Here is a 24201-nt window from a genome sequence, read left to right as displayed (position 1 = left end):
CTAGCCGAGCCTTTGGGCAGACCGATCCGCACAAAATGCGGGGCTCCGGAGGAGCCATGCTCCGGAGCCCCTTTCCGTGCGCCGCTTCCGGGGAGGGGATTACATCCGGATGCGCAGGCCTACGGAAACAAGCCGGCCGATCGGGTTCGACACGAAACCGTTATAGCCCCAGGCGCCGCCCAGGATGCCCGCGGTGTTGCCGTTGTAGAATGGCGGGTCCTTGTCGAAGATGTTCTGGGCGTCGACGTAGACCTGCCAGCCCCGGGCGAAGTTGTCGCCCTGGAACTCATACTGAACGTGCAGATCGAACGTATTGTTGGCCTTCACCTTGTCGCCGCCGCCGACCGGATTGCCGGCCGAATTGACGATGATCGGATTCACCGTGGTACTGATCCAGTTGCGATAGGAACCGGTATGGTTCCAGAACAGGTCGATCGACATCCCGTCCTTCGCCCAGCCGAACTGTGCCCGGTTCTTGAACCGGACCGACGGGAACGTGGTGTTGTAGCCGGAGGTGTTGAGGATGCTGAAGTCCGTACCGCCCCCGAAATTCTGCCGGAACTTGGTGAAATAGGTGAAGCCGGTGCCGATGACGAAGGTGCCGAGGTCTCCGATCTCCGAGTTGTAATTGAACTGGCCGTCGATGCCTTCGACGGTCAGGTTGAGCGCGTTGCGGCTGCTCTGGTCGATCAGGAAATAGACCTGCGGCGGGATCGCGCCCGACACCGTCGCGCCGTTGGCGATGTTGGCGAATTCGTCGATCTGCGCCTGCGAGCAGGTCTGCGGGCAGATCGTCAGCAGGTTGCGCAGGCCCGCCGAGTTCACGATCGCGCTCGGGCTCGGCGAGGAGACGCCGCCGATGAACTTGTTGTGGAAATAGGTGAAGGCAGCGGTGAAACCGCGCAGGAAGCGCGGCGCGAGGTCGATGCCTGCGGACCAGCTCCGGCCCTTTTGCGGCGTCATGTTGGAGAAGCCGCCGCCGAGCTGTCGCCGCATGCCCTGAATCGCCGGCGTGCCGATCGTGCAGGTGGTGGCGTTGCACTGGACACCGGGGATGTTCACCACGTCGGGATAATTGGCGATCGGCACGGCAATCTGCGTGCCGTTCACGCCGACGCTGCCCGATGCGTAGAGATAGCCCTGCGTCGGATCGCCGATGACCGCCGTCGGCGGCGCCACGAATGCGCGGGAATAGTTGCCGCGCAGCTTGACGCCCTCCACCGGCTCCCAGTTCGCCGCGAACTTGGGATTGGTAGTCGAGCCCACGTCGCTGTAGCTGTCGTACCGGCCGGAGATGCTGAGATCGAGGCTGTGCACGAGCGGCACCCCCATCTCCGGTGAGACGACCGGGACATAGAGCTCGGCATAGAGCGACTTCACGTCGCGCTTGTAGTTGTAGACGCGGAAATTGGACCCGGTCGTCGTCGGCCCGGTATTGTTGGAGCCGCTGATCTTCTGGGTCTGTTCGTACCAGAGATATTCGCCGCCCACCGCGATCTTGAGCTTGCCCGCGGGCAGGCTGAACAGCGACCCGTTCAGGTCGAGCTTGATCTGGTTGAACGTGTTGTAGTTCGTGTTCTCGCTGTTGTTCCGGTAGAGCGAGCGGATGACGGACTCGGGAGTCCGGTTGGTGCCGTCGAACGGCCGCCATACGTCGAGGGCGTTCGCGGTGGTCAGCGGCAGGTTGAGGGCGATGACATTCTGTCCCGGAATGTCGGTCGCCGTGGTGCTGCCGCTGAGCTGCGCGGTGCCGTTCAGCGCCAGCAGCGCACAGGCCGAGCAGAAGCCGTTGACGGTGTTCAGCGCCGAACGATTCCAGCCGAAGGCGTCGCTGAGGGTAACGGTCCAGTCGTCGTTGACGCGATATTCGGCGACGGCCGTCGAATAGATCGAGTCCGACTGCGATTCCGCTTCGCCATAGTCGGCGTCGGGCAGCAGGGCGAGCCAGCTGACCGTCTGCTGCGTGGCACCGGGCGCGCCGGCCGGCGCCTGGTAGAACGGGTTGATCTGGCCGCCCTTGCCCGACCCCGGGCCGAACACGGTCGCATTGGTGATACCGCCCGGCCCGTTGGCGTTATGCGTTTCCTGGCGGTTGTAGTTCAGCATGGCGGTGACGGTGAATTTGTCCGAGAAATCGTTCGTCACCTTGATCATCGCGTTCGCACGGAACTGCGACGGCAGCAGGTTGGCGTAGATCGAGTTGTTGCACGGCGCATTGTCTTGGGTGTTGGCCACGGTCGAAGCCGCATCCGGCGACAGGAACACGCCGCTGACGCCCGGCACCACGATGGTCGCGGGGCTGCACTGATAGCTGTTGGTGTTGGTCCCGCCGATCGAACGATAATCGCCGAGGCTCGAGAAGCGGCGGTCCTTGTTCTTCAATTCCGACTGGTTGGAATAGGAACCGGCGACATAGACGCCGCCCGTCTCCCACTTCTTGCCCCAGATGAAGTTGACGTTGGTATTGTGGTAATCGTCGGCGAAGCCGGCCTGGGCATTCGCCTCGAAGCCGTCGAAGGTGCGGCGGGTGATGAAGTTGACCACGCCCGCGACCGCGTCCGAACCATAGACCGACGAAGCACCGTCGGCGAGGACCTCCACCCGCTGGATCGCGCTCACCGGAATGATGTTGGGGTCGGTCTGGGCGAACTGCGTGCCGCCGCCGGGCAGGCGCAGGCCGTCGAGGATCACCAGCGTGGTGTTGGACGACGATCCCGCGAGGCTGTGGATCTGCGGCGAATAATAGGAATAGGCGTTCTCGCCCTGTGCCACCGAACCGGCGGTGGAAATCGACGGCACCGTGTTCACGAGCTGCGACGCGTTGACGGGCGCGGTCTTCTCGATCGTGTCCTGGCCGACGGAGATCAGGTTGGAACCGACCGGCGCCACGCCGCGAATGGCCGAACCGGTGACGATGATGTCCGGGTCCGTAGTGGATGGTGGGCTTTCCAAAGCGGGCGGCGTGTCTTGAGGCGGCGGCGCAGCGGCAGCGTTGTCCTGAGCGAACGCAGGCTGGCTGGCCACCATCACCGCCGCGATCGCGATAAGCGAACTGCTCAATCGTCCGGGCAGAATATCTCCCAACATTTTCCTCTCCCTCTTTTCATATACTATAGGATTTTACATTGATTTCATGACTTTCCCGCGAGCTTTCTCTCGGTCCGGAGTTGGCGGTTGCGCTCGCTTGAGCGCGCTCAGTGTGGCTGGAAGCTGTGCAGGCCGCGCGGATAAGGGTTGATCGCGACGCGCGTGGCCATCTGGCCCGGCTGTCCGCCGAAGCTGGCACGGTGCCATCGGCCCTGTGCGGCGGTCACGACGTCGCCGGGCGATGCGGTGAAGAACGGCACGCCCTCGATCTGGTAGTCGACGTTGCCTTCCATGATGAACCAGAATTCGTCATAGCCGAAATGAAAGTGGCCAAGATCCGTTGGAGGCGGCGTCTTCACGCCCGGCCCGCGGATGTTGTTCACGAACAGATGATCGCCGGCGATGAACGCGCCAGCCCGCTGCCCGCCGTTCACCACGTCCTTGTAATAGTCGAGATAGGGTCGGTCCGCCGTGCCATAGCGGCCGTCGCCGCCCATCAAGGCAGCCTTCACATAGGTGAAGCCCGGCACGTCCCCGGGCTTCTCCGGCCTCGTCGCGGTTCGATAGAGCGGCACGTCGCCCGCGCCATGCACCTCGAGCCACAGCGCCGGCACGTCGCCCACGCTTTCCAGCGTGAACGGCAGGCGGAAGGGAATGTTGACCTCTCCTCCCTTGACCGCGACGAACGGCTCCTGCCCCTTGATGCTGACCCGCAACTGCCCGCCCCAGACGATGAGGGCCGTCGCATTGTCGGCGTACATCAACGGCTCGGTCCGCTGCCCGGCCGCCATTTGGTGCCAGTCCGCCTCCAGGTCGCGGTTGCGGACGATCGCATGGGTCCAGCTTTTCTCGCCCTTATGCGCCGCGAGAATGTCGGAAAGTTTCCACCAGGGGCGATTCGGCGCGTCATAGGCGCGCGGCGGCGTTCGCTTGGGCGACCAGGCACTTTCCATCGGCGGACGGCTCGGAGCGCCGGGCGGCGCTGACGTCTGCGCGGCGGCGCCCGCTATGAACAAGGCAGGCGAACATAGACAGAAAGCGGTCTTGGCGAATGCCATCGATCCTCCCCTTCAGCAGACTTTTGCGTCTTGCGTTTTATCATATAGGATATGATGCTGAGCCATTAGTCAAACAAAAATGTCACATGGGAAGAGGAGAAGGGCGTGAAAGGCATCCGGCGACTGGCCGTTATCGGCGGGATTGCGTTGTTTCCGCCATGGGTCGCCCACGCCCAGGAGGATGGCTGCGCGCGCATAGATGATCCGTCGGCGCGCCTTGCCTGCTATGATCAACGGTCGGGCCGGACAGAACGAGGAAGCCCGCCGGTTTCCATCCCTGCCCCGCCCGCTCCTGCCCCATCGTCGCAACCGTCGAGCCGAGCCACCGCCGACAGCTACGAAGATCGCCGCGATGCGCTGAAGAGTCGGACGGATTTCACCAGCCGGCTGAAGGCGGTGAAGCCCCTGCGCCACGGCTATTACCGGCTGGAGCTGGAGGACGGCACGGCGTACGACACCACGACCGTCGCACCGCCGCCGCCCGTCGGCGAGACGATCCGCGTCCGCCGGTCCGCATTCGGCACGACCTTCTTCGACATCGACGGGCGAAAGCCCTTCACCGTCAGGCTGTCGCGCCGCCAATAGGTCTCGCCTCGCCGGTCTCACGATCCGGCTGCTCGAGCAGTCGGTTCGGATCGACCATCGCCCAGGCGAGCACGCCCGCCATAACCACGGCGGCGCCCGCGTAGAAGGCGGCGATCCAGCCGAACTGCGCGGCAATCATCGGCGTCAGCGTGGCGGTCAATGCACCGCCGATCTGGCATCCCATGTTCATGAAGCCGGACACCACGCCGCTGTGCTGGCCGGCAATGTCCGCCGTCACCGACCAGAACGAGCTCTGCGAGAGATAGATCGCGCCTGCGCCGCCGGCCAGGATCAGCACCGCGAGCGGCGCATTGTCCACCATCGATCCGCAGGCCAGGAACAGGCCCGTCAGGATGAACGATATGATGCCGAGGCCCGAGCGCCCCCAGTAGAGGCCGTGGCGCGCCGAGACCCGGTCGTTGATCACGCCGCCGAGCAGGCAGCCGAACGTCATGCACAGGAAGGGCAGCATCGAGAAGACGGCGCTCGACTTGACATCCAGATGCCGCGCTTCCGCCAGGTAGATGAAGAACCAGCTGAAGAAGATCCAGATCACATAACCGAACGCGAAATAGCTGATGAACAGGCCCCAGACGTTGCGGCTGGCGAGGATCGTCCCCCAGGGGATAGGGGCGCGCGAGGCCGCCTTGGCCGGCGGCAGGCCAGCCTCGATATGCGCCAGCTCGGCCGCGTTGACCGACGGATGCTCCTGCGGCCGGTCGCGCGCCAGCAGGAACCAGACGGCGGCGGCGACAAGCCCCAGGGCGGCGCAGACATAGAAGGACGCCCGCCAGCCGCCCCACAGGATGATCGCGGTGATGAGCGGCGGCGTGATGCCGGACCCCGCGCCCACGCCGGCGAAGATCCATCCGTTCGCCTTCCCCCGCTCCTGCGCGGGGATCCAGCGCGACAGGAACTGGTTGCCGCACGGATAGACGACCGATTCGCCGATACCGAGCGCAAACCGGGTCAGCGCCAGCAGCAGCAGCGCGCCGCTGCCCTGCGGATGGATGATCGCCGTCGCCGCGGTGAACACGCCCCACCAGAGCAGCGCGCCGGTCAGCACGATGCGGGGGCCGTAGCGGGCCGCGAGCCAGCCGGCCGGAACCTGGAACAAGGCATATCCGATCAGGAAGGCGCTGAAGACCCAGCCCAGCTCGACCTGGTCGATGCCATATTCCTTCCGCATCTCCACCCCGGCGACCGAGATGTTCGTGCGATCGAGAAAGGCGATCGCGCTGATGATGAACAATAGGAAGACAAGGCCCAGCCTGACCCTGGACCGCGCGGCACCGCTCATGACCATCCCTCCCGTCCGGCTTGCGTGCCGGACAATATAGTATATGATCCGTGATAGGACGGATACATGTCCGCGTAAACAGACAAGAGCATCGGGAGGGGAACGACATGGGCATGGCGATGCCGCGCATCGGGGTGGTCGCAGCATTGGTGGCCTTCTCCGCGGTCGCGGTGGCGCAGACCGCGATACCGCTGGCGCAGCGCATCGGCCGCAGCGATCCCGGCAAGATGCAACTTGCGACCGGCGTCCATGGCGGCGCGGGCTCGATGAGGTTCGGCGCGCTGCTCGGGGCGAACGCGCTCAGCACCAACTTCATCTTCCTCCACCGTGGCACGATCGCGCCGAAGAGCGGGATCGGCCAGCATTTCCACAACGACTGCGAGGAGATGTTCGTCATCCTCGACGGCGAGGCGGAATTCACGATCGATGGACGGACCTCGCGCCTGACCGGGCCAGCGGGGGCGCCCGATCGCAAGGGCCATGCCCACGGCATCTACAATCCCACCGACAAGCCCGTTCAGTGGCTGAACATCAACGTCGGCATGACGAAGAGCTACGACAATTTCGACCTGGGCGACCCGCGCACCAACGCCCCGCTCGATCCCGTGCCGCAGTTCATCACCATGCGGCTGGATCGCAGCCTGCTGAAGCCGGCGGCGGCGAACCTGCCTGAGGCGACCGGCGCCGTGCTCTACCGCCGCGCCCTGGGGCCGACGATCTTCTCGACGGCCTGGTCCTATGTCGATCATATCCTGCTGCCCGCGGGGTCGGCGCTGGGCCGCCGTATCCAGCCGGACATGAGCGAGGTCTATTACGTGATGTCCGGCACCGGCGAGGTCACGCTGGGCGATGAGGCCGCGCCGATCAAGGCCGGTGATGCCGTGCCCGTCGACCTCGGCGAAGCGCGGGCGATCCGTCAGACCGGCGGCGAACCATTGGAATTGATGGTCATCGGCGTCGCGCGCGATCTGGCGGCGAAAGCCCGTTATCGCGCGGAGGCCGAGGCACGGATGCGGCCGCGCAGATAGCGCTGCTGGGGATAACAGCCATTCCTTCCCCCGACGGGGAGCCATCACAACAAGGAGAGAAGCCCATGAACAGGCGTCATATGCTGCAGGGACTGGCCGCGCTGGGCATCGGCGCGACGACGGGGGCAGCCGCCGCCGCCCAGACCCGCCCTTCCCCGCGCAAGCCCATCGTCCTCTATTGCGACCTCGCCATCGATCCGGCGCGTGAGCAGGAGATGCTCGACGCGTTCCACAATCACTTCAAGCCCGTTGCCGAAACCTTCCGCGGTCGCGGCTATATCGACGTCAAGATGCTGAAGCTGCGCAGCGTGATCCAGGGCGGTCCCGCGCCGGCCCCCGGCATCAACTACCGCTTCCAGCTCACCTATGAGAGCGAGGAGCAACGGCAGGTCTGGATCAAGTCGGACGTGCACCAGAAGAACTGGCCGCTGATCGAGAACACCGTGCTCAACAAGGATTATCTGGTCCTGCTGACCGACAGCGTCTGAGCGGAAGCGGACCCGCCTCTCTCTTCCTCCCGCCCGATCCATCGAGGGAATAGCGCCATGTCCTCCCGTCTACGCGTCGCCCTGCTTGCAGCGGTCCTCTGTCATCTGAGCAGCCCGCTGGTCGCGCAGGGACCTGCGTCCGCGTCCGCCGTACCATCGATCGAGCGGCTCGACCCCGCGCTCGACGCAGTTATCGCGCCGGGCACACCGATCGAGCGCGTGGCCACCGGCTTCGGTTTTACCGAGGGGCCGATGTGGCATGACGGGCGGCTCTGGTTCTCCGACGTCACCAGAGACAAGATGCGGGCGGTGACCCCGGACGGAAAGGTGCAGGAACTGATCGCCAATGCGGGCGGGCTACCCAATCCGCCCGCCGGCGCCAGCATCGGCTCGAACGGCATGGCCCCCGCCCCGGACGGCACGGTGCTGATGACGCAGATGGGTGCGCGCCGTATCGTGAAGGTCGGGAAGGACGGGAGGCTGCAACCGTTCCTGTCGAACTATCAGGGCAAGCGGCTGAACAGCCCCAACGATCTCGTCTATGACAAGACGGGCGCGCTGTGGTTCACCGATCCGCCGTTCGGCCTGTTCAACGGCATGGACAAGGACCCGGCCAAGGAGCTGCCGTTCAACGGCGTGTTCCGCTATGCGGGCGGCAGGCTGACCGCGGTCATCACCGATATGACCCTGCCGAACGGCATCGGCTTCTCGCCCGATTTCAAGACCCTGTACGTCGGCAATTACGGGCCGGACATGTATGTCCGCGCCTATCAGGTGGGCCCGGACGGCACATTGTCGGCGCCACGCGAGCTGATCCGCCTGCCGGCTGGCCGCGGCGGGCCGGACGGGCTGAAGGTCGACACGGCCGGCAACATCTGGATGACCGGCCCGGGCGGCATCCGCATCGTCACGCCTGCGGGCAAGGTTCTGGGGCAGATCAAGTTGCCGGAAACCGCGGCCAACCTCGCCTTCGCCGGCGACGGCCATATCGTCTACATTACCGGCAGCACCAGCATCTATCGCCTGCGCAGCAAGGTGAAAGGCATGCTGCCGCTTTACGCCGATGCGAAATGACGGGCGGCGGGCGGCAACCGGCCGCCCGCCCCATCCCTAATGGTGGCCCTCACTGGTCGCGCCTGCTGAAGGCGTGGCGGGCGCCGCCGCATAGTTCTTCGCCAGATAGGCGGTGATCACCTTGATCTCCTCGGGCGACACCTCGGCGCCGCGGTCGGCCATGCCCTGGACTGTTGCCGCCCATTCCGCTTCGGTCCGTCGCCTCTGGAAGACCTGTGCGGTCGAGTGGCAGAAGCCGCAGCGCTCGTTGATGAGGTCGAGCCCCGGGCCGGGCGGCGGTGTCGCCGCGGCCGCGGCGGCCGGTGCCGGCGGCTGCTGGGACAGGGCGCGCGCGCCGATCACCGGCAGGGTGAGCGCGATGATGATCAATCCGACTGTGCGCATATCACGTCCTCAAGGCAGAGCGTAGGCGATCACCGCGTCGCTGGTGGCCGGTGAAAAGGCGAAACCTCCGGTCGCGACGACGGCGACCATCTGCCGTTTCCCGACCGCGTAGGTCATCGGCGTTCCGTAGTTCGAGTCCGGCAGCTCGGCCGTCCACAGCAGCTTGCCCGTCTTCGTCTCGAAGGCACGCAGGCGCTTGTCCTTGGTCGCGCCGATGAAGGTGAGGCCGCCCGAGGTGGTGAACGGACCGCCTGCGCTGGTGATCCCAGCGTCCTTGAGCGCCGGATGACCGGTGTCGCCCAACGGCCGGCGCCACGCGACGGTGCCTTTCGCGACATCGACCGCCACCAGCTCTCCCCACGGCGGCTTGCTGCAGGGGAAGCCGGTTTCCATGTCGGCGAAATAGGCGTAGCCGCCCTTCATCCCCCAGCTTCCGTCCGGCTGCCGTTCCAGCTGCTGCGGGCTGCCGAGCTCGTTGAGGTTGATGACGTAGAGGCCGAGCTTCGGATCGAACGCTCCGCCGCCCCAGTCGACGCCGCCCAGGCTGCCTGGGAAGGTGTTGACCGCGCTGTCCGCGCGCAGCGGCTGGAAAGGCTTGCTCGGCGCGATGTTCAGATTCTTCGCGACCTGCTCGCACCTCGCCTTGAGCTCCGGCGTGACGTCGAGGATGTCGTCCGGATCATAGGACAGGCGCGTCAGCGGCGGCGGCGCCGCCGGCATCGGCTGGGTCGGCCAGGGCTGTTCGCCGGGAACGTCCGTTTCCGTCGGCACGGGCACTTCGCGCACGTCGAACAGCGGCTTGCCCGTCACGCGGTCGAGGACGAACATGATCGCCGTCTTGTTCATCGCCGCCAGCGCCGGGATCACCCGCCCGCCGCGCCGCACGTCGATGAGGGTCAGCGTCGGCAGGTCGAGGTCCCAGATGTCGTGATGGACCGTCTGGAAATGCCAGAGATACCGGCCGGTCGCGGCATCCACCGCGACCACCGAGTTGGAATAGAGATTGGCGCCCTTGCGATCGCCACCCCAGCGGTCGAACGTCGGCGTACCGATCGGCAGATAGGCGATGCCCCGCTTCTCGTCGACCTGGACGAACGTCCAGACATTGGTGCCCGATCGTCCCTTGGTGCTGCCCGGCTCCCAGGTGTCGGCACCCGGTTCGCCTTCATGAGGGATGGTGTGGAAGGTCCAGACCAGCCTGCCGGTCCGCGCGTCCCAGGCCCGCACGTCGCCGGCGGCGCCCTTGATCGGCATCTCCTGAACGCGGGAGCCGGTGATGACCAGATCCTTGTAGATCGCGGGCGGGCTGCTCATGCCGAGCGGCGCGACCTTGAGGCCGTTCATCACCTCGGGCGTCTTCAGGTTGACGATCCCGGCCTCGCCAAAATCGGCGGCCGGACGCCCCGTAGCCGCGTCGAGCGCGATCAGTTTGCCGGAGCGCGTGCCGAAGAAGATGCGGGCGCCCTTCCCCTTGGCTCCGGGCCAATAGGCGACGCCGCGCGTCGAGGGCTGATCCTTGTTCGCGAGGGTATAGGCCCAGCGCTCCCGCCCCGTCGCGGCATCGAGCGCGACGACACGGTTATAGGGCGTGGAGAGATACATGACCCCGTCGACGACCAACGGTGTCGCCTCGGACGCGGAGAACCCCGTGGCGAAACGGGCCCGCATACCGTCCGGCATCGGTCCCACGTCGGCGGTCACGCCGGGCGGGCGCATGTGATACACCCACGCCTGACGCAGCTTATCGACGTTCGCGGTGGTGATCTGCTTGAGCGGCGAGTGGCGTGCCCCGCCTGGATCGCGGCCATAGCTGGCCCAGTCCCCGTCCTTGGGCGGAGCCGCGATGGCCACGCTCCCGAGGGCCGTTGCGAGAGATATCAATGACGCCAGTGCAAGGGACCGGCGGAACGAGGATGGAGCTTTCAACGACATGCCTCTCCTGAAGGCAGGATCCGGTCTTTCATCGAGCCCGGTTGTCCTTTTCCGATGGAGATGCTAGCAGAGCCTCAAATCATATACAATATGATCCGTGGCTGGAAATTGGCGCCGTCTGGCGGCGTGTGAGGGAGAAGGATATGGCGCTGCCGCTCGCCGGCATTCGGGTGCTCGACGTTTCGCAGGTCATGGCCGGCCCGTTCTGCTGCATGCTCCTGGGCGACATGGGCGCCGACGTCATCAAGGTCGAACCGCCGCAAACCGGGGATTCGACCCGCCATTCGATGGGCTTCCGCCTGAAGGGGGAGGACAGTCCCGGCTTCCTCGCGCTCAACCGCAACAAGCGGAGCATCGCGCTCAACCTCAAGGACGATGACGACCGCGCGGTGTTCTACGCGCTGGTGAGGAGCGCCGACGTGCTGGTCGAGAATGCGCGCCCCGGCGTGGCGGCACGACTGGGCATCGACTATGACACGCTGGCGAAGATCAATCCGCGCCTCGTCTACGCCAGCATCTCCGGCTTCGGCCAGACGGGCCCCTGGGCGCAGCGCCCCGGCTTCGACCTGATCGCGCAGGCGATGTCAGGCATCCTCAGCTCCAACGGCTTCCCCGGCATGGAGCCTGCGAAGAACAGCATCGCCGTCGCCGATCTGGGCGCCGGCCTGTTCTCCGCCTATGCGATCCTTTCGGCCATCATCGGACGGGAGAAAAGCGGACAGGGCCAGTATATCGATGCCTCCCTGCTGGAAGCCGCGCTCGGCCTGTCGATCTGGGAGACCACCGAGCTGTGGGGAACCGGCAAGCCCCCCGCGCCCATCGGCTCCGCCAACCGCATGTCGGCCCCCTATCAGGCGGTGCAGGCGTCGGACGGCTGGTTCGTCATCGGCGCCGCCAACCAGGGGCTGTGGCTCACCTTCCTGCAGGTGCTCGGCCGCCCCGAGCTCCAGGACGACCCGCGCTATTCGAGCAACGCCGCGCGCGTCGTCAACCGCGTCGCGCTGATCGAGGATCTGGCGCCGACCTTCCTCACCCGCACGCGGCAGGAATGGATCGACGCCTTGCTCGCGGCCGGCGTTCCCGCCGCGCCCATCCTCGACTATGCCGAGGCGGTGACGAGCGAACAGGCGGTCGCGCGCGAGATGGTGATGCAGGTGCCGCATCCGGTGGAGGGCGAGTTCAAGGCGCTGGGCTTCCCGGTGAAGATGCGCGGCACGCCGCAACAGGTCCGCCTCCCTCCCCCGCTGCTCGACGAGCATGGCGAGGCGATCCGCCGGGAGCTGGAAGAGACGGGCCTGCTCGCGCCTCAGCGGGAAGGCGCCAAATGAGCGACGCGCGCCTGATCTACGAGAAGCGGGGCAACCAGGCGCATATCCGCTTCGACAATCCCGCCGCCCACAACGCGCTGACGAGCGCGATGTGGCACGACCTGCGCGACGCCGCACGCGACATCGCCGCCGATTCCGGCATCCGCGTCGCGGTGTTCCGCGGCGTCGGCGGCAAGGCGTTCATATCGGGCACCGACATCTCGAAGTTCGCGGATTATGCGACCGGCCGGCAGGGCGTCGATTACGAGCGCGACATCGACGACTGCATGGGCGCGATCGACGCGATCCCCTGCACGACCATTGCCGTCGTGGAGGGCTGGGCCGTGGGCGGCGGCCTCAACATCTCGTCGGCCTGCGATTTCCGCATCGCCACGCCGGACGCCCGCTTCGGATCGCCGATCGGGCGCACGATCGGCAACTGCCTGTCCGCTGCCAGCGTGGCACGGATCGGCGCAGCGGTCGGCGTGCAGCGCGCCAAGCGCATGGTGCTGCTGGGCGAGATGCTGACTGCAGAGGAACTGCTCGGCTGCGGCTTCCTGCTGAAGATCGTCGAGCGCGAGACGCTAGATGCGGAAGCCGGGGCGCTGGCGGAGCGCGCGGCCGAGAATGCGCCGCTCACCACCCGCGCGACCAAGGAGATGATCCGGCGCATCACCTTCGGCAACCTGCCCGACGTCGAGGACCTGATCGCTGAGGTCTATGGCAGCGCCGATTTCAGGCGCGGCGTGGCGGATTTCCTGGCGCGCACGAAGAAGGTGCCGGACTGGACTGGGAGTTAGAGCAGGGTTGACCCACTCACCCTCACCCTTCCCACCGCCTACGGCGCCGGGCCCCTTCCCTCTCCCATCGGGAGAGGGAGGGAGCGGCGAAGCCGCGGAAGGGTGAGGGTGACAACGGTTCCGCTTGAATTCATCTTGCTTTAGGGAATCCTACTCCGCCGGCTTCTGCGCGGTGATCCTGACATTGGGCATCAGCGCCGCGTTGGGCGGCAGCGGCAGTGTGCCCGGCGGAAAGCCGTTCGCCTCGAACATATATGCCTCGATATCCGCCACCTTGCGGCCGCCAAGGCTGCCCGGCGCGTTCAGCGGCATGGTCGACTGGATGCGGCCGAACAGATCCCCGGCCGAGGTGTTGTTCCAGTTGTTGAGGAAGCCCGGGCCGACGAGCGCCGGCGCCACGTCGATCCCGGCCAGCGTGTCGCCGTGGCAGGCGGCGCAGTTCTCCGCATAGGCGATCTTGCCGCGCTCGGCCTGCTCGGCGGTGTAGACGCCGCTCCACACGTTGCGCTCGGGCGCCTGCGCGCGCGACATCACGGCGCCGCCGAGAAGCAGCGCGGCGCCTGCCAGCCAATATCCCTGCGTTCCCTTGCCCATCATCACGCCGCTCCCGGAAGCCGGAACGCTACCAGCTCGGCGCTGTAGTTGCCGCCGCCGATGGCGACGACGATGTACTGGCGCCCGTTCAACATATAAGTCATCGGCGAGCCGCTCTGCGGCGCGGGCATGTAGACTGCGCCCTTCTCCTCGCCGGTCGCCTTGTCATAGGCGCGCAGCATCGCGCCCCTGATGCCGTATTCGTTGGTATAGAAGCCCGCCTCGCCACAGATGACGAGCGTCTTGGTGCACAGCGGCCCCAGATTGCCGGCACGGCCGGTGCGCGGGATCTTCAGCCCCTTGAGCGCCGGGTGATCGCGGACGTTGTCCGGCGTCTCGCCATGGGCGATCTGCCATTTGACGTCACCTTTGCTCAGGTCGATCGCGGTTATGCGACCATAAGGCGGCTTGAGCAGCGGCAGGCCTTGCACGGTCAGGAAGCCCGGCGGCGGACCCGAGCCGGGCTTCGCCGCGGGCGGGCGCCGGAACGGGGTGGCCCCTTCCGCGCCCATCGCCACCTGCGGCCGCACGTCCCTACCGGCAATGCCATGCACCTGCGGAAACTCGGAGACGCTGGAATCGTCATTGGGGACGATCCCGATCACCGACGGCTGGGTCTTGGAATAGACGAAGGCGGTGTGGCTCTCCGGATCGTAGCAGCCGCCCGGCCAGTTGGTCCCACCCTGGATGCCCGGAACGGAGATAGTGCCCCAGCGGCCGGGCTTGCTCACCACCGGCGGCGTGTAGAGCGGTCCGATCTTGTACTGCTTCACCAGCTCGACCGCCTGGGCGCGCAGCTCCGGGGTGAAGTCGATCAGGTCGTCGACCGTGACCCCCTGCACGTCATAGGCGGGCGGCTTGGTCGGGAAGGGCTGGGTCCTGGCATACCATTCGCCCGGCACGTCGCCCGCCTCGACCGGCCGCTCGATGATCGGCCAGATCGGCTTGCCGTTGGTGCGATCGAGGACGTAGAGGAAGCATTGCTTGGTGGGCTGGGCGAGCGCTTTCACCGTCCTGCCGTTCACGGGGATGTCGCACAGGATCGGCGCGCATGGGATATCGCGGTCCCACAATCCGTGGTGGACCAGCTGATAGTGCCAGCGCCGCTCGCCGGTCTCCAGATCCAGTGCGACGAGAGATTCCCCGAACAGGGCGTTGCCGCGGCGGAACAGGCCCATCTCGTCGCCAGTAGGCAGCTCGACCGGCACATAGACCAGGCCGAGCTCCTCGTCGGCGGACATCTCCGCCCAGACGCCGGCATTGCCGGCCTCGTCGGCATCGCCGTTCAGCCAGCTGTCATAGCCGTACTCGCCCTTCTTCGGGATGGTATGGAATATCCATTTGCGCTTGCCGGTGCGCACGTCGAACCCACGCACATAGCCCTTCACGTTCTTGCGGACCGCCGGCACGTCACCCGCCGCATGGGCCGCACCGACGACGACCACGTCGCGCGCGATCAGCGGAGTCGCGTGCAGGCCGACATCGGCCGTCTCCGGGTCGATCTCCTGGTCGAAATCCTTCTTGAGGTCGACCACGCCGCCGATGCCGAACGCGGGATCGGGAAGGCCGGTAGCGGCATCGAGCGAGACGAGCTGGTAGCCGATTGTCACGAACAGGATGCGTTCCTGCGTGCCGTCGGTCCAGTAGGAGCAGCCGTGGCCGGAAAGCTGGCGCGGCGAATTGAGCGCGCGCTGTCCCTCGTCCTTGCGGTACATCCACAGCAGCTCGCCGGTCGCCGCGTCGATCGCCACGCAATCGCGGCGCGAGCCCACCGTCAGGAACAAGCGGCCCTTGATCAGCAACGGCGTCGGCTCGAACTGATACTCCTTGCGCGCGCCCAAAATGTCGGTCTTGAAGCTCCACGCGACCTGCAAATCGGCGAAGTTCTCGGCATTGATCTGGTCGAGCGGCGAGTAGCGGGTATTGGCCTGATCGGCCGCATAGTGGCGCCATTCCGTGTCCGCCGCTCCGGACGGCTCCTCCGCCGCCGCGCGCCGCACCGGGCCGATCCCCATGGTCGCGACGACGGCGGCCGTTCCGCCCAGCAGGTTGCGTCGGGTTATCCTGAACATCGCGCTTCCGGCCCCTCCCTCACCTCACGCTCTGCGGCGCTACGGACCTTCGCGGGTCACCAGCTCACCGCGATATATTTCGCCTCGCAAAATTCGAGCAGGCCGTGATGCGCGCCCTCCCGCCCGAGCCCGCTCTGCTTGACGCCGCCGAAGGGTGCGGCCGCATCGGACACGAGGCCGCGATTGATCGCCACCATGCCGGCCTCGATGCGCTCGGCGATCTGCAGGCCGCGCTTCAGATCATCGGTGTAGACATAGGCGGCGAGGCCATATTCGGTGGCATTGGCGAGCGCCACGGCCTCCTCCGCATCATCGAAGGGGATCACCGCCGCCACCGGGCCGAATACCTCCGTCGTCAGGATTTCCGAACCTGGCTGGACGTTCGCGATCACGGACGGCGGATAGAAGAAGCCCGTGCCCGCCGGCGCCTTGCCGCCCAGTTTCACCTCGGCTCCGCGGCCGACGGCATCGGCGACCAGATGCTCGATTTTCTCGATCGCCTGCCGGTTGATCATCGCCCCGCACTGCGTCGCAGCCTCGATGCCGGGGCCCATCGTCATCGCGCCCATGCGCTCGACCAGCTTCGCGACGAAGGCGTCATGAATGCCGCGCTGGACGTAGAAGCGGTTGGCGGCCGTGCACGCCTCGCCGGCGTTGCGCATCTTGGCAACCATCGCGCCCTCGATCGCCTCATCGAGGTCCGCGTCGTCGAGGACCAGGAAAGGCGCGTTGCCGCCCAGCTCCATCGACGCGCTGATCACCTGATCCGCCGCCTCGCGCAGCAGGATGCGCCCGACCCCGGTGGAGCCGGTGAAGGACAGCTTACGCACGCGCGGGTCGTGCAGGATCCCGCTGCAGAGCGGCCCCGGATCGCTGGTGTTGACGACGTTGACGACGCCGGCCGGCACGCCTGCCCGGCGCATGATCTCCGCGACGGCGAGCGCGGTCAGTGGCGTTTCCTCGGCCGGCTTGAGGATGCAGGTGCAGCCCGCCGCCAGCGCCGGAGCGATCTTGCGCGTCGCCATTGCGGCGGGGAAGTTCCACGGCGTGACGAGCAGCGCGATGCCGATCGGCTGATACTGCACCATGATGCGGTTGGCGCCGGACGGCGACACGGCCAGCTCGCCGTTGATGCGCACCGCCTCCTCCGCATACCAGCGGAAGAATTCGGCGGCATAGGCCACCTCACCGCGCGCATCGGACAGCGCCTTCCCATTCTCGAGCGTGATCAGCTGCGCCAGCCATTCCTGCTCGGCCATCATCGTATGGAAGCAGGCCGTCAGGATCTCGGCCCGCCTGCGCGGCGGGGTCGCCGCCCATTGCGGCGCGGCGGCGGCGGCGGCATCCACGGCGGCGATACCCTCCGCGGGGTTCGCGTCGGCGACCGAGGTCAGCACCGTCTCCGTCGCCGGATTGAGGATGTCGATGCGTTGCCCACTGGCGGCGGGAACCCATTCGTCGCCGATCAGCAGGTCGGTGGGAATGGCAAATGGGCCGGCATGGCCGTCAGTGGTTGTGCAGGTGAAGCTGTTGGTCGTCATGGGAGCTCTTGTTCCGGGGATCAGGCGGATTTCAGCGCCGCCCGCTCGCCCGAGAAGGCCGCGCGGGTGATGCTCTGCATCGCCGAGAGATCGAGGGGACGGGGATTGTTCTTGACCAGCCGGGCCGCGTCCAACGCGTTTTCCGCGACGAACTCCTGCTGATCGGCCTTCAGGCCCAGCGCGGCGAGCGAGCGGGGAATGCCGACGCGGCCGAGCAGGTCTGCGACCGCGTCGATGAAGGCCTGCGACATCTCATCCTCCGGCGCGTCGGGCAGATCGGCCGTCCGCGCCAGCTCGGCGAAGCTACGGATGCAATAGGGCTGGTTGAACTGCATGACGAACGGCAGCAGCGTCGCCACCCCGTCCCCGTGCGCGGTATGCGTGAGGTTGCCGACCGGATATTGCAGCGCATGCGCCGCCGCCGTACCCGCCGTGCCAAAGGCGCAGCCCGCCGCCAGCGCGGCCAGCATCAGCCCTTCCCGCGCCTCGATGTCGTTGCCGTCGCGATAGGCCCGTTCGAGGAACAGGAAGATCTTGGCGACGGCAAGCCGCGCGAAATGGTCGGAGAGCACGTTCTTGCCGACGAACACATGCTGCTCCGTCAGCATGGGATCGGCGGGGCGTGCCAGCGTCGTATAAGCCTCCACCGCATGGGTCAGCGCGTCGGCCCCCGAACAGGCGGTCAGGGCCGGCGGGCAGCTGACGGTCAGCTCCGGATCGCAGATCGCGATCAGAGGGATGAGATAGGGGCTGGCGATGCCGACCTTCGCGCCGCGCTCTTCGTCGGATACCACCGCAACCGGCGTCACCTCCGATCCGGTGCCGGCCGTCGTCGGCATCGCGATCAGCGGCATGACCGGACCCGGCACCGCGAACTCGCCATAATAGGAGCGGATGTCGCCCCCATGGGTGAGCAGGACGGCGACCGCCTTGGCCATGTCCATGGAACTGCCGCCGCCGATGCCGATCACCAGATCGGGCGCGAAGCCGCGCACTTCCTCGACGCAGGCCGTGATCGACGCGATCGGCAGGTCCGGGATCGTCCGGTCGAAGACATGGACCTCCAGGCCATGGGCGCGCAGATCGGCGACCATCGCATGGAATTCGGGCTGAGCGCCTTGCCGCGCATCGGTGCAGACCAGGGCGCGCCTGCCGCACTTGCCGGCGGCGGAGCCGAGCGCATGGCGCTGCCCGCGCCCGAACAGGATCGAGCGTGGCAGGCGAAGGGCGCCGAAGATGGGAGGGAGCTCGCTCACTTCCTGCTACCGTCCGCGCCATATTGTTTCAGATAGGCGATCACGTCCGCGCGATCCTGCGGCGCGGCCATGCCGGGGAAGATCATCTTCGTGCCGGGCACCAGCTTGGACGGCCCCTGGAGCAGCCTGTCGATGCTGGCTTCGTCCCATGTGATGCCGGACGCCTTCATCGCCGGCGAATAGCGATAGCCCGCCTCGCTGCCCGCCGCGCGTCCGATCACGCCGTTCAGCGCCGGACCGATCGAACGGGCGGGGTTCGGGCCGACCTTGTGACAAGCCGCGCAGCGCGTGAAAAGCTGCTGCCCGCGAGCGGGATCCCCCTTCGGGGCCGGCGCCGCGATCGCCGCCCCGGCCATCACGGCCCCCATGCCGACAGCCAATATCCAGGTCTTCACGTACACAACCTCCTATCGAGCGCGTCTCGCGCGCCCAGTTCACACCAAGGCGCCTGGGCGCTTCAGATATTTCTTCGTGATGGCGTCGGCCGCCCAGAAGGCGAGCGCGCCGACCGGCCCGGTCGGATTGCGGCCCGCGTTCTGCGGGAACACGCAGGCGCCGAGCACGAAAACGTTCGGCACGTCCCACGACTGGCAATATTTGTTGAGAGCGCTCGTGTTCGGATCGTCGCCGAACACCACGCCGCCCGTGTTGTGGGTGGTCTGGTAGCGGGCGCTGTTGAAATGGCCGAAGCTGCGCGGCGTGCCGGCGCTCTCTTGCTTCCGCCCAGTGATCTCCGCCGCGATCCGTTCGCAGACCGCGGTGTGCGCGGCCATCAGCTTGCGCTCGTTCTCCTGCCAGTCGAAGGTCAGGCGCAGCAGGGGCCGGCCGAAGGCGTCGCGATAGGTCGGATCGAGATCGAAGTAATTCTGGCGATAGCTCATCACCGCACCCTGGTGGCCGATCGCCGAGACGTGCTGATAGGCGTCGACCATCGCCTTCTTCCATCCCCTGCCCCAGCGCGGCTGGCCGGGCATGGTCGGATGGTAGGTCAGCGGATCGCCGCTGTTGTTGCCGAGGCTGATGCCGCCGCCGCCGATGTAGCCGGCCCTGGCGAAATCGTAATTGTCGCCGTTGAAGTCGTCGATCCAGCTGCCGAGCGCCCCCGATCCCATGAAGGGATTGGTGAACACGTCCTTGTCCAGCAGGATGAACGCCCCGCCCCCGCCCTGGAACGCGTAGTTGCGGCCGACGACGCCGGTATTCGTCTTGGGATCATAGGGCTTGCCGATGCCGGAATGCAGCATGAGGTGGACGTTGCCGGTGACGAAGGCGCCCAGGATCACGAGGTCGGCGGGCTGCTCCAGCTCGCGCCCGCGCGCATCGACATAGGTGACGCCGGTCGCCCGCTTGCCGTCCGCGGCAAGGTTGACCTTCACCACCGTCGCATTGGCGCGCAGCTCGAAATTCGTGTTCTTGCGCGCCAGCGGCAACATCAAGAAATGCGGGCTCGCCTTCGCATTCGCCTCGCAACCATAGGCGGTGCAGTGTCCGCAATAATGGCATTGGCCGAGCGGGATGCCGTCCGGGTTCACATAATCCTGCGAGCAGTTCGCCGTCGGGATCGGGAATGGATGATAGCCAAGGTTGCTCGTCGCCTTGTCGAACAGCGTCATCATGTGCGACGCGGTCATCGGCGGCGTAGGATATTCGTTCTGGCGCGGCGCCTCGAACGGATTGCCGCCCGGCACCTTCCGCCCCTTGATGTTCCCGGCCTTGCCGGAGATGCCGCACACCTTCTCGAACTTGTCGTAATAGGGCTCCAGCTCGTCATAGGAGACCGGCCAGTCCTGGAGGTTCATGTCCTCCGGAACGATGCCCTTCCCATATTTGGCGATGGTGCCGGAGCGCATCTTGTGCTCCCACTCCAGCCAGCGCCAGGTCAGCCCCGACCAGTGCGCGCCCGAGCCGCCGACATTGGTGCCGGGCCAGTAGAAGCCGTGCTCGCGGATCGGCAGCGCGACCTGGTCCATGCTGTTGCGGAAGGTGATGGTCTCCTGCGAAAGGTCCTGCACCATGTGCAGGCGGCGCGTGTACTTGAGGGCGTCGTGCGCCTGGGGACCCGCGAAATCCGGATAGGTGTCCTGCGGCCGGCCGCGCTCGAACATCACGACCTTGAGGCCGGTCGGCGCCAGTTCCTTGGCGACGATGCCACCGGTCCAGCCCGAACCGACGATCACGACGTCCACCGGCGGAAGCTTCGTCGCCATCACGTCAGGTCCTGGATCGATTGGGGCTCGGCGACCCGGTAGGGGCGATTGCGCCATTCGGCGATCTTGTCGGCATACATCTCGCCCACGCCCGGGTAGCCGAGCAGCTTCCAGGATGCCTTGCCCCGGTTGCCGCCGTAGATCGGGTCGGCGAAGAAGCCGTCCATGACTAGCTGGAACAGCGTGTTGAAGAAGTTGCGCGTCGGCACGGTTGGCAGGTCGATCGCCGCCTGCTCGAGCGCCGACACCAGCTTGATCCGGTCCGCCTCCTCCAGCATGTCGAAAGTGCTGCCGCCATGGGTAGCGCGGACATGGTCGTTCACGTCGGCGATGCCTGCGCGGACGAGCTGGTTGGGTGTCAGGCGCAGCTGATATCCCTGCTCCGGTGTTCCCTCGCGGAAAGGCCCCTGCAGGTACATGCGCTCGCCATTGCCCCAGGCGCTGTAGAGCTGCCGGTCGACGAACAGCGCGACGCCCAGCTCCGTGCCCCTGGCAGTGAACTCGTCCTGCGGGATCAGCGTGTCGACGAAGGCTTCGACGAAGGCGGCCTCATCGGGATTGAGGAAGATGTAACCCGGGGACGGCGCCGCGCCTGCAGGCGGCGCTCCGCTGGTGCCCTGCGCCGGCATGTCATGCCCGGCGTGCGTCTCCTGCGCCTCGGCAAAGGGCGCCGCTGCCATGCCCACGCCGAAGCCGGCCAGCTTCAGCAGCGTGCGGCGGTCCGCGGTCGGCTTCCCGCTCATGCCAGCGCCTCCTGCCCATCGCGGAGCTTGCGCGAGGCGTCGATGCGCAGGAACAGCAGCGCCGCGATCAGGCACAATATCGACAGCACTGCGAAGGCGGCGAACCAGCCGCTCATGCTGACAATATAGCCCGTCACCGCGGCGGCGACCGCCGCGCCCGTATTGCCGAGCGTGTTCATGACCGCTGACACCGAGCCCGCATATTCGCCGCCGATGTCGAGCGTCACCGCCCAGGACACGCCGACGGTCAGCTCCAACCCGAACAGCGCGACGCAGAAGCACAGGATGCTCGGCACCGGATCGGCGATCGCCGCGGCCAGCGGGATCATCGCCGCCGCCGTCAGGAAGCCGACGATCGCCACGGCCCGGCGGGCCATCTTCAGTCCGGCGCCGCGCTTGACCAGCAGGTCGGATGCCCAGCCGCCCGTGAGGTCGCCGATCACACCGGCCATGAGCGGCAGGCTGGCGAACAGCCCCATCAGCGCGATGTCGAACCCGCGCGCGTCGTGCAGGTACTTGGGAAACCAGGTCAGGAAGATGTTGATGCAATAGGCGTAGCAGAAGTACATCGCCGACAGCACCCAGAGCTGCGGATTGGCGAGCAGGTGGCGCCACGGCACGCTGACCCGAGCACGGCCGGCCCCCAGTGCGCCCTCGATCATCTCCAGCTCGGCGGCGTTGACGGAAGGATGCTCGCGCGGCGTGTCGCGATAGTAGAAGAACCACAAGAGCGCCCAGGCAATGCCGACGAGGGCAAAGACCAGGAACGGCATCCGCCAGCCGAACTGTACGATGAGGAGCGCGACGAACACCGGTGTCACCGCCCCGCCCAGCCGCGCGCCGGCATGGGTCACCCCCTGCGCCCAGCCGCGTTCCGACGGCAGCATCCAGCGCGACAGCGACCTGGTGGCGATCGGGAACGCGCCCGCCTCGCCCATGCCGAACAGGAAGCGGCACACCATCATCGATCCCGCCGACCAGGTCAGCGCCGTGGCGGCGGTGAAGGTGGACCACCAGAGCACCACGCCGGTCAGCGCACGGCGCGGCCCGAACCTGTCGCCCAGCCAGCCGCCGGGAATCTGGAACAGCGCATAGGCGATGGAGAAGGACGCGAAGATCCAGCCCATCGTCACCGGCGAGAAGCCATACTCGCGCTCGATCACCGGCGCGGCCGTCGCGATCACGACGCGGTCCATATAGGTGATGAGATAAGCCAGCACCGTCAGCCAGAGCACGACGTGGCGCGCGCGCGTGGGACGCGCCGCACCGGCGGCGGCCGCGGTGTCACGCTGCTCCGCGACCGCTGCCTCGCTCGTCACGGACGCCCTCCGCAAGCACCGGCGGCGCGGCCGGTGCAGGTCTGCCAGATCGTCGGCACCTTGGTCCCGGCGATGTAGACGGCATCGATGGCGCGCGTGTTGCGGATGTCCGCGGTTGGATCACGATCCAGCACCAGCAGGTCGGCCCATTTGCCCGGCGCGATCGAGCCGATGTCGCTGGCGCCCATGAATTCCGCATTGGCGCCGGTGGCCGCGGTGAGCGCCTGCAGCGGCGTCACCCCCGCCTTGACCATCAGCTCGAGCTCCCAATGCGCGAAATAGCCGGGGAAGCGCGCCGTGGGTCCGCTATCGGTGCCCATGCCGTAGCGGATGCCGGCCTTCACCTCGCGTCCGAAATTCTCCATCGCGGTCTTGAGGGCCGGCGCATATTTGGGGAAGTTCGGCGCCGCGCCCAGCTTTGCCGCCCGCTCCGGGCTTGCGAGCTCCTTCTGCACCTCTGGCGTCACCCCGCGCGTGAAGAAGGGGTCGTCGAGGAAAGGCAGCGTCTTATAGGTGAAAGACGCCTCGCGGCTGAGCGTCGCGGCCATCTGCCAGACGCCCTTCGTCTTCATCTGGCCCAGCAGGGCGTCGTCGACGGCGCGGTCCCGCACGGAATGGGCGAAGGCGTCCACGCCCTCCCGTGTCAGTTCGGCGGCATTGTCATAGTAGAAGATGTGGGCGACGGCCTTCCTTCCGTCCTTGTGCGCTTCGTCGATCACTGCGCTGCTGATCCGCGGCGGCATCCGCTCATCCAGCATGCCGAACTCGTCGTCGACCCAAAGCTTGATGAGGTCGGCGCCCTTGGACGCCTGCGCGTCCACCATCGCCCGCGCCTCTTCCGGCGTGGCGACCGACTGTTCGAGGCCGGGAACCCCGCCATAGCTGCCCTTGAAGACCACGCCCTGCCCGACGGTATAGACCCGCGCCATCGTCGTGCGCCCCTTGCGCAGCTGCTGGATCGGGAAGATCAGGTCCTGCTCGGTGCCGAGTGTCTGGACGGTGGTGACGCCGTAGGCGGCGTATGTCCTGAGCTGCTTCTCGATATTCTCGGGCGTCTGGTACTTGAGGTTCTGGGTGATACCGTCGACCAGCCCCAGATGAACATGGCTGTCGATCAGGCCGGGCATCAAATACTTGCCCTTCAGCGTTTCGACCTCCGCCCCGGCAGGCACCTTCACCTTCGCGGAAGGCCCGACCCAGGTGATCCGGCCATCGGTGACAATGATTGCCTGGTTCGCCGCCGGCGCACTTCCGGTCCCGTCGATCAGCGTGAAATCGCGCAGCACCGTCGTTTGCGCGGCCGCCGTCCCCGGAAGTCCGGCGAACATTGCCGCTGCCAGGCTGAGAACCGAAAGTCCGGCTTTCTTAGCAGACCACATAGCCATCCTCTCCAGACCGATTTCATATCCTATATGATCTGGTTTCG

The 24201-nt window shown here is 66.6% G+C and carries 20 protein-coding genes; 6 read left to right on the top strand and 14 right to left on the bottom strand.

Annotated features, from left to right (window positions below; genetic code table 11):
- Positions 1–99 precede the first annotated feature (99 nt).
- Both AC2YHA_RS02910 and AC2YHA_RS02905 read right to left on the bottom strand, forming a co-directional pair.
- Complete coding sequence (locus AC2YHA_RS02910) at positions 100–3087, bottom strand: TonB-dependent receptor domain-containing protein (RefSeq protein WP_487400309.1); 2988 nt, start codon at positions 3085–3087, stop codon at positions 100–102.
- 107 nt (positions 3088–3194) lie between these two features.
- Complete coding sequence (locus tag AC2YHA_RS02905; RefSeq protein WP_487400308.1) at positions 3195–4145, bottom strand: cupin domain-containing protein; 951 nt, start codon at positions 4143–4145, stop codon at positions 3195–3197.
- Between the two features lie 105 nt (positions 4146–4250).
- Between AC2YHA_RS02905 and AC2YHA_RS02900 the strand changes: the two genes are divergently transcribed.
- Positions 4251–4730, top strand: a complete 480-nt coding sequence (locus AC2YHA_RS02900) for a hypothetical protein (protein ID WP_233782960.1) — start codon at positions 4251–4253, stop codon at positions 4728–4730.
- Here AC2YHA_RS02900 and AC2YHA_RS02895 read toward each other — a convergent pair.
- The gene (locus AC2YHA_RS02895) at positions 4708–6030 is read right to left on the bottom strand and encodes an MFS transporter (protein WP_487400307.1); all 1323 of its coding nucleotides are present in this window, start codon (positions 6028–6030) and stop codon (positions 4708–4710) included. The two genes, AC2YHA_RS02900 and AC2YHA_RS02895, sit on opposite strands and share 23 nt — an antisense overlap.
- A 113-nt stretch (positions 6031–6143) precedes the next feature.
- On the opposite strand from AC2YHA_RS02895, the gene AC2YHA_RS02890 reads away from it, so the two are divergent.
- From AC2YHA_RS02890 to AC2YHA_RS02880, 3 genes are all read left to right on the top strand, one after another.
- On the top strand, positions 6144–7058 hold the full coding sequence (locus tag AC2YHA_RS02890) for a cupin domain-containing protein (protein WP_487400306.1): 915 nt from the start codon (positions 6144–6146) through the stop codon (positions 7056–7058).
- Positions 7059–7123: 65 nt separating this feature from the next.
- Positions 7124–7546 (top strand): hypothetical protein, encoded by a 423-nt coding sequence (locus AC2YHA_RS02885; RefSeq protein ID WP_487400305.1) that lies wholly within the window; start codon positions 7124–7126, stop codon positions 7544–7546.
- A gap of 57 nt (positions 7547–7603) precedes the next feature.
- Positions 7604–8620, top strand: a complete 1017-nt coding sequence (locus AC2YHA_RS02880; protein WP_487400304.1) for an SMP-30/gluconolactonase/LRE family protein — start codon at positions 7604–7606, stop codon at positions 8618–8620.
- Positions 8621–8656: 36 nt separating this feature from the next.
- Here the strand turns inward: AC2YHA_RS02880 and AC2YHA_RS02875 are convergent, their stop codons facing one another.
- Both AC2YHA_RS02875 and AC2YHA_RS02870 read right to left on the bottom strand, forming a co-directional pair.
- A complete protein-coding gene (locus AC2YHA_RS02875) occupies positions 8657–9004 on the bottom strand; it encodes a c-type cytochrome (protein ID WP_487400303.1) in 348 nt (115 codons plus the stop codon).
- Between the two features lie 9 nt (positions 9005–9013).
- Positions 9014–10855 carry a pyrroloquinoline quinone-dependent dehydrogenase gene (locus AC2YHA_RS02870; RefSeq protein WP_487400302.1) on the bottom strand — a complete coding sequence of 614 codons (1842 nt, stop codon included), beginning with the start codon at positions 10853–10855 and terminating at the stop codon, positions 9014–9016.
- 224 nt (positions 10856–11079) lie between these two features.
- Here AC2YHA_RS02870 and AC2YHA_RS02865 point away from each other — a divergent pair, with 224 nt between their 5' ends.
- Together AC2YHA_RS02865 and AC2YHA_RS02860 are read left to right on the top strand one after the other, a co-directional pair.
- Positions 11080–12264 carry a CaiB/BaiF CoA transferase family protein gene (locus AC2YHA_RS02865; protein WP_487400301.1) on the top strand — a complete coding sequence of 395 codons (1185 nt, stop codon included), beginning with the start codon at positions 11080–11082 and terminating at the stop codon, positions 12262–12264.
- Entirely contained in the window at positions 12261–13043 is a 783-nt protein-coding gene (locus AC2YHA_RS02860; RefSeq protein ID WP_487400300.1) for an enoyl-CoA hydratase, read from the top strand. Before AC2YHA_RS02865 ends, AC2YHA_RS02860 begins: the two co-directional genes overlap by 4 nt.
- Before the next feature lie 150 nt (positions 13044–13193).
- Here AC2YHA_RS02860 and AC2YHA_RS02855 read toward each other — a convergent pair whose 3' ends face one another.
- From AC2YHA_RS02855 to AC2YHA_RS02815, 9 genes are read right to left on the bottom strand one after another with little or no spacing between them, the layout of a single operon-like run.
- Positions 13194–13640 carry a c-type cytochrome gene (locus tag AC2YHA_RS02855; RefSeq protein ID WP_487400299.1) on the bottom strand — a complete coding sequence of 149 codons (447 nt, stop codon included), beginning with the start codon at positions 13638–13640 and terminating at the stop codon, positions 13194–13196.
- Positions 13640–15709 carry an outer membrane protein assembly factor BamB family protein gene (locus AC2YHA_RS02850; protein WP_487400298.1) on the bottom strand — a complete coding sequence of 690 codons (2070 nt, stop codon included), beginning with the start codon at positions 15707–15709 and terminating at the stop codon, positions 13640–13642. The genes AC2YHA_RS02855 and AC2YHA_RS02850 overlap by 1 nt, the downstream gene beginning before the upstream one ends.
- 56 nt (positions 15710–15765) lie before the next feature.
- The gene (locus AC2YHA_RS02845) at positions 15766–17250 is read right to left on the bottom strand and encodes an NAD-dependent succinate-semialdehyde dehydrogenase (RefSeq protein WP_487400297.1); all 1485 of its coding nucleotides are present in this window, start codon (positions 17248–17250) and stop codon (positions 15766–15768) included.
- A 20-nt stretch (positions 17251–17270) separates the two neighbouring features.
- The gene (locus AC2YHA_RS02840; RefSeq protein WP_487400296.1) at positions 17271–18506 is read right to left on the bottom strand and encodes an iron-containing alcohol dehydrogenase; all 1236 of its coding nucleotides are present in this window, start codon (positions 18504–18506) and stop codon (positions 17271–17273) included.
- Positions 18503–18901 (bottom strand): c-type cytochrome, encoded by a 399-nt coding sequence (locus tag AC2YHA_RS02835; protein WP_487400295.1) that lies wholly within the window; start codon positions 18899–18901, stop codon positions 18503–18505. The genes AC2YHA_RS02840 and AC2YHA_RS02835 overlap by 4 nt, the downstream gene beginning before the upstream one ends.
- A gap of 39 nt (positions 18902–18940) precedes the next feature.
- Entirely contained in the window at positions 18941–20713 is a 1773-nt protein-coding gene (locus tag AC2YHA_RS02830; protein WP_487400294.1) for a GMC family oxidoreductase, read from the bottom strand.
- Complete coding sequence (locus AC2YHA_RS02825) at positions 20713–21456, bottom strand: gluconate 2-dehydrogenase subunit 3 family protein (RefSeq protein ID WP_233782975.1); 744 nt, start codon at positions 21454–21456, stop codon at positions 20713–20715. Before AC2YHA_RS02825 ends, AC2YHA_RS02830 begins: the two co-directional genes overlap by 1 nt.
- Positions 21453–22775, bottom strand: a complete 1323-nt coding sequence (locus tag AC2YHA_RS02820) for an MFS transporter (protein WP_233782976.1) — start codon at positions 22773–22775, stop codon at positions 21453–21455. The genes AC2YHA_RS02825 and AC2YHA_RS02820 overlap by 4 nt, the downstream gene beginning before the upstream one ends.
- Positions 22772–24103, bottom strand: a complete 1332-nt coding sequence (locus AC2YHA_RS02815) for an amidohydrolase family protein (protein WP_487400293.1) — start codon at positions 24101–24103, stop codon at positions 22772–22774. Before AC2YHA_RS02815 ends, AC2YHA_RS02820 begins: the two co-directional genes overlap by 4 nt.
- Between the last annotated feature and the right edge of the window lie 98 nt (positions 24104–24201).

Source organism: Sphingomonas sp. SRI_018 (assembly GCF_057586275.1).
This window is presented reverse-complemented; position numbering and strand designations above follow the sequence as displayed.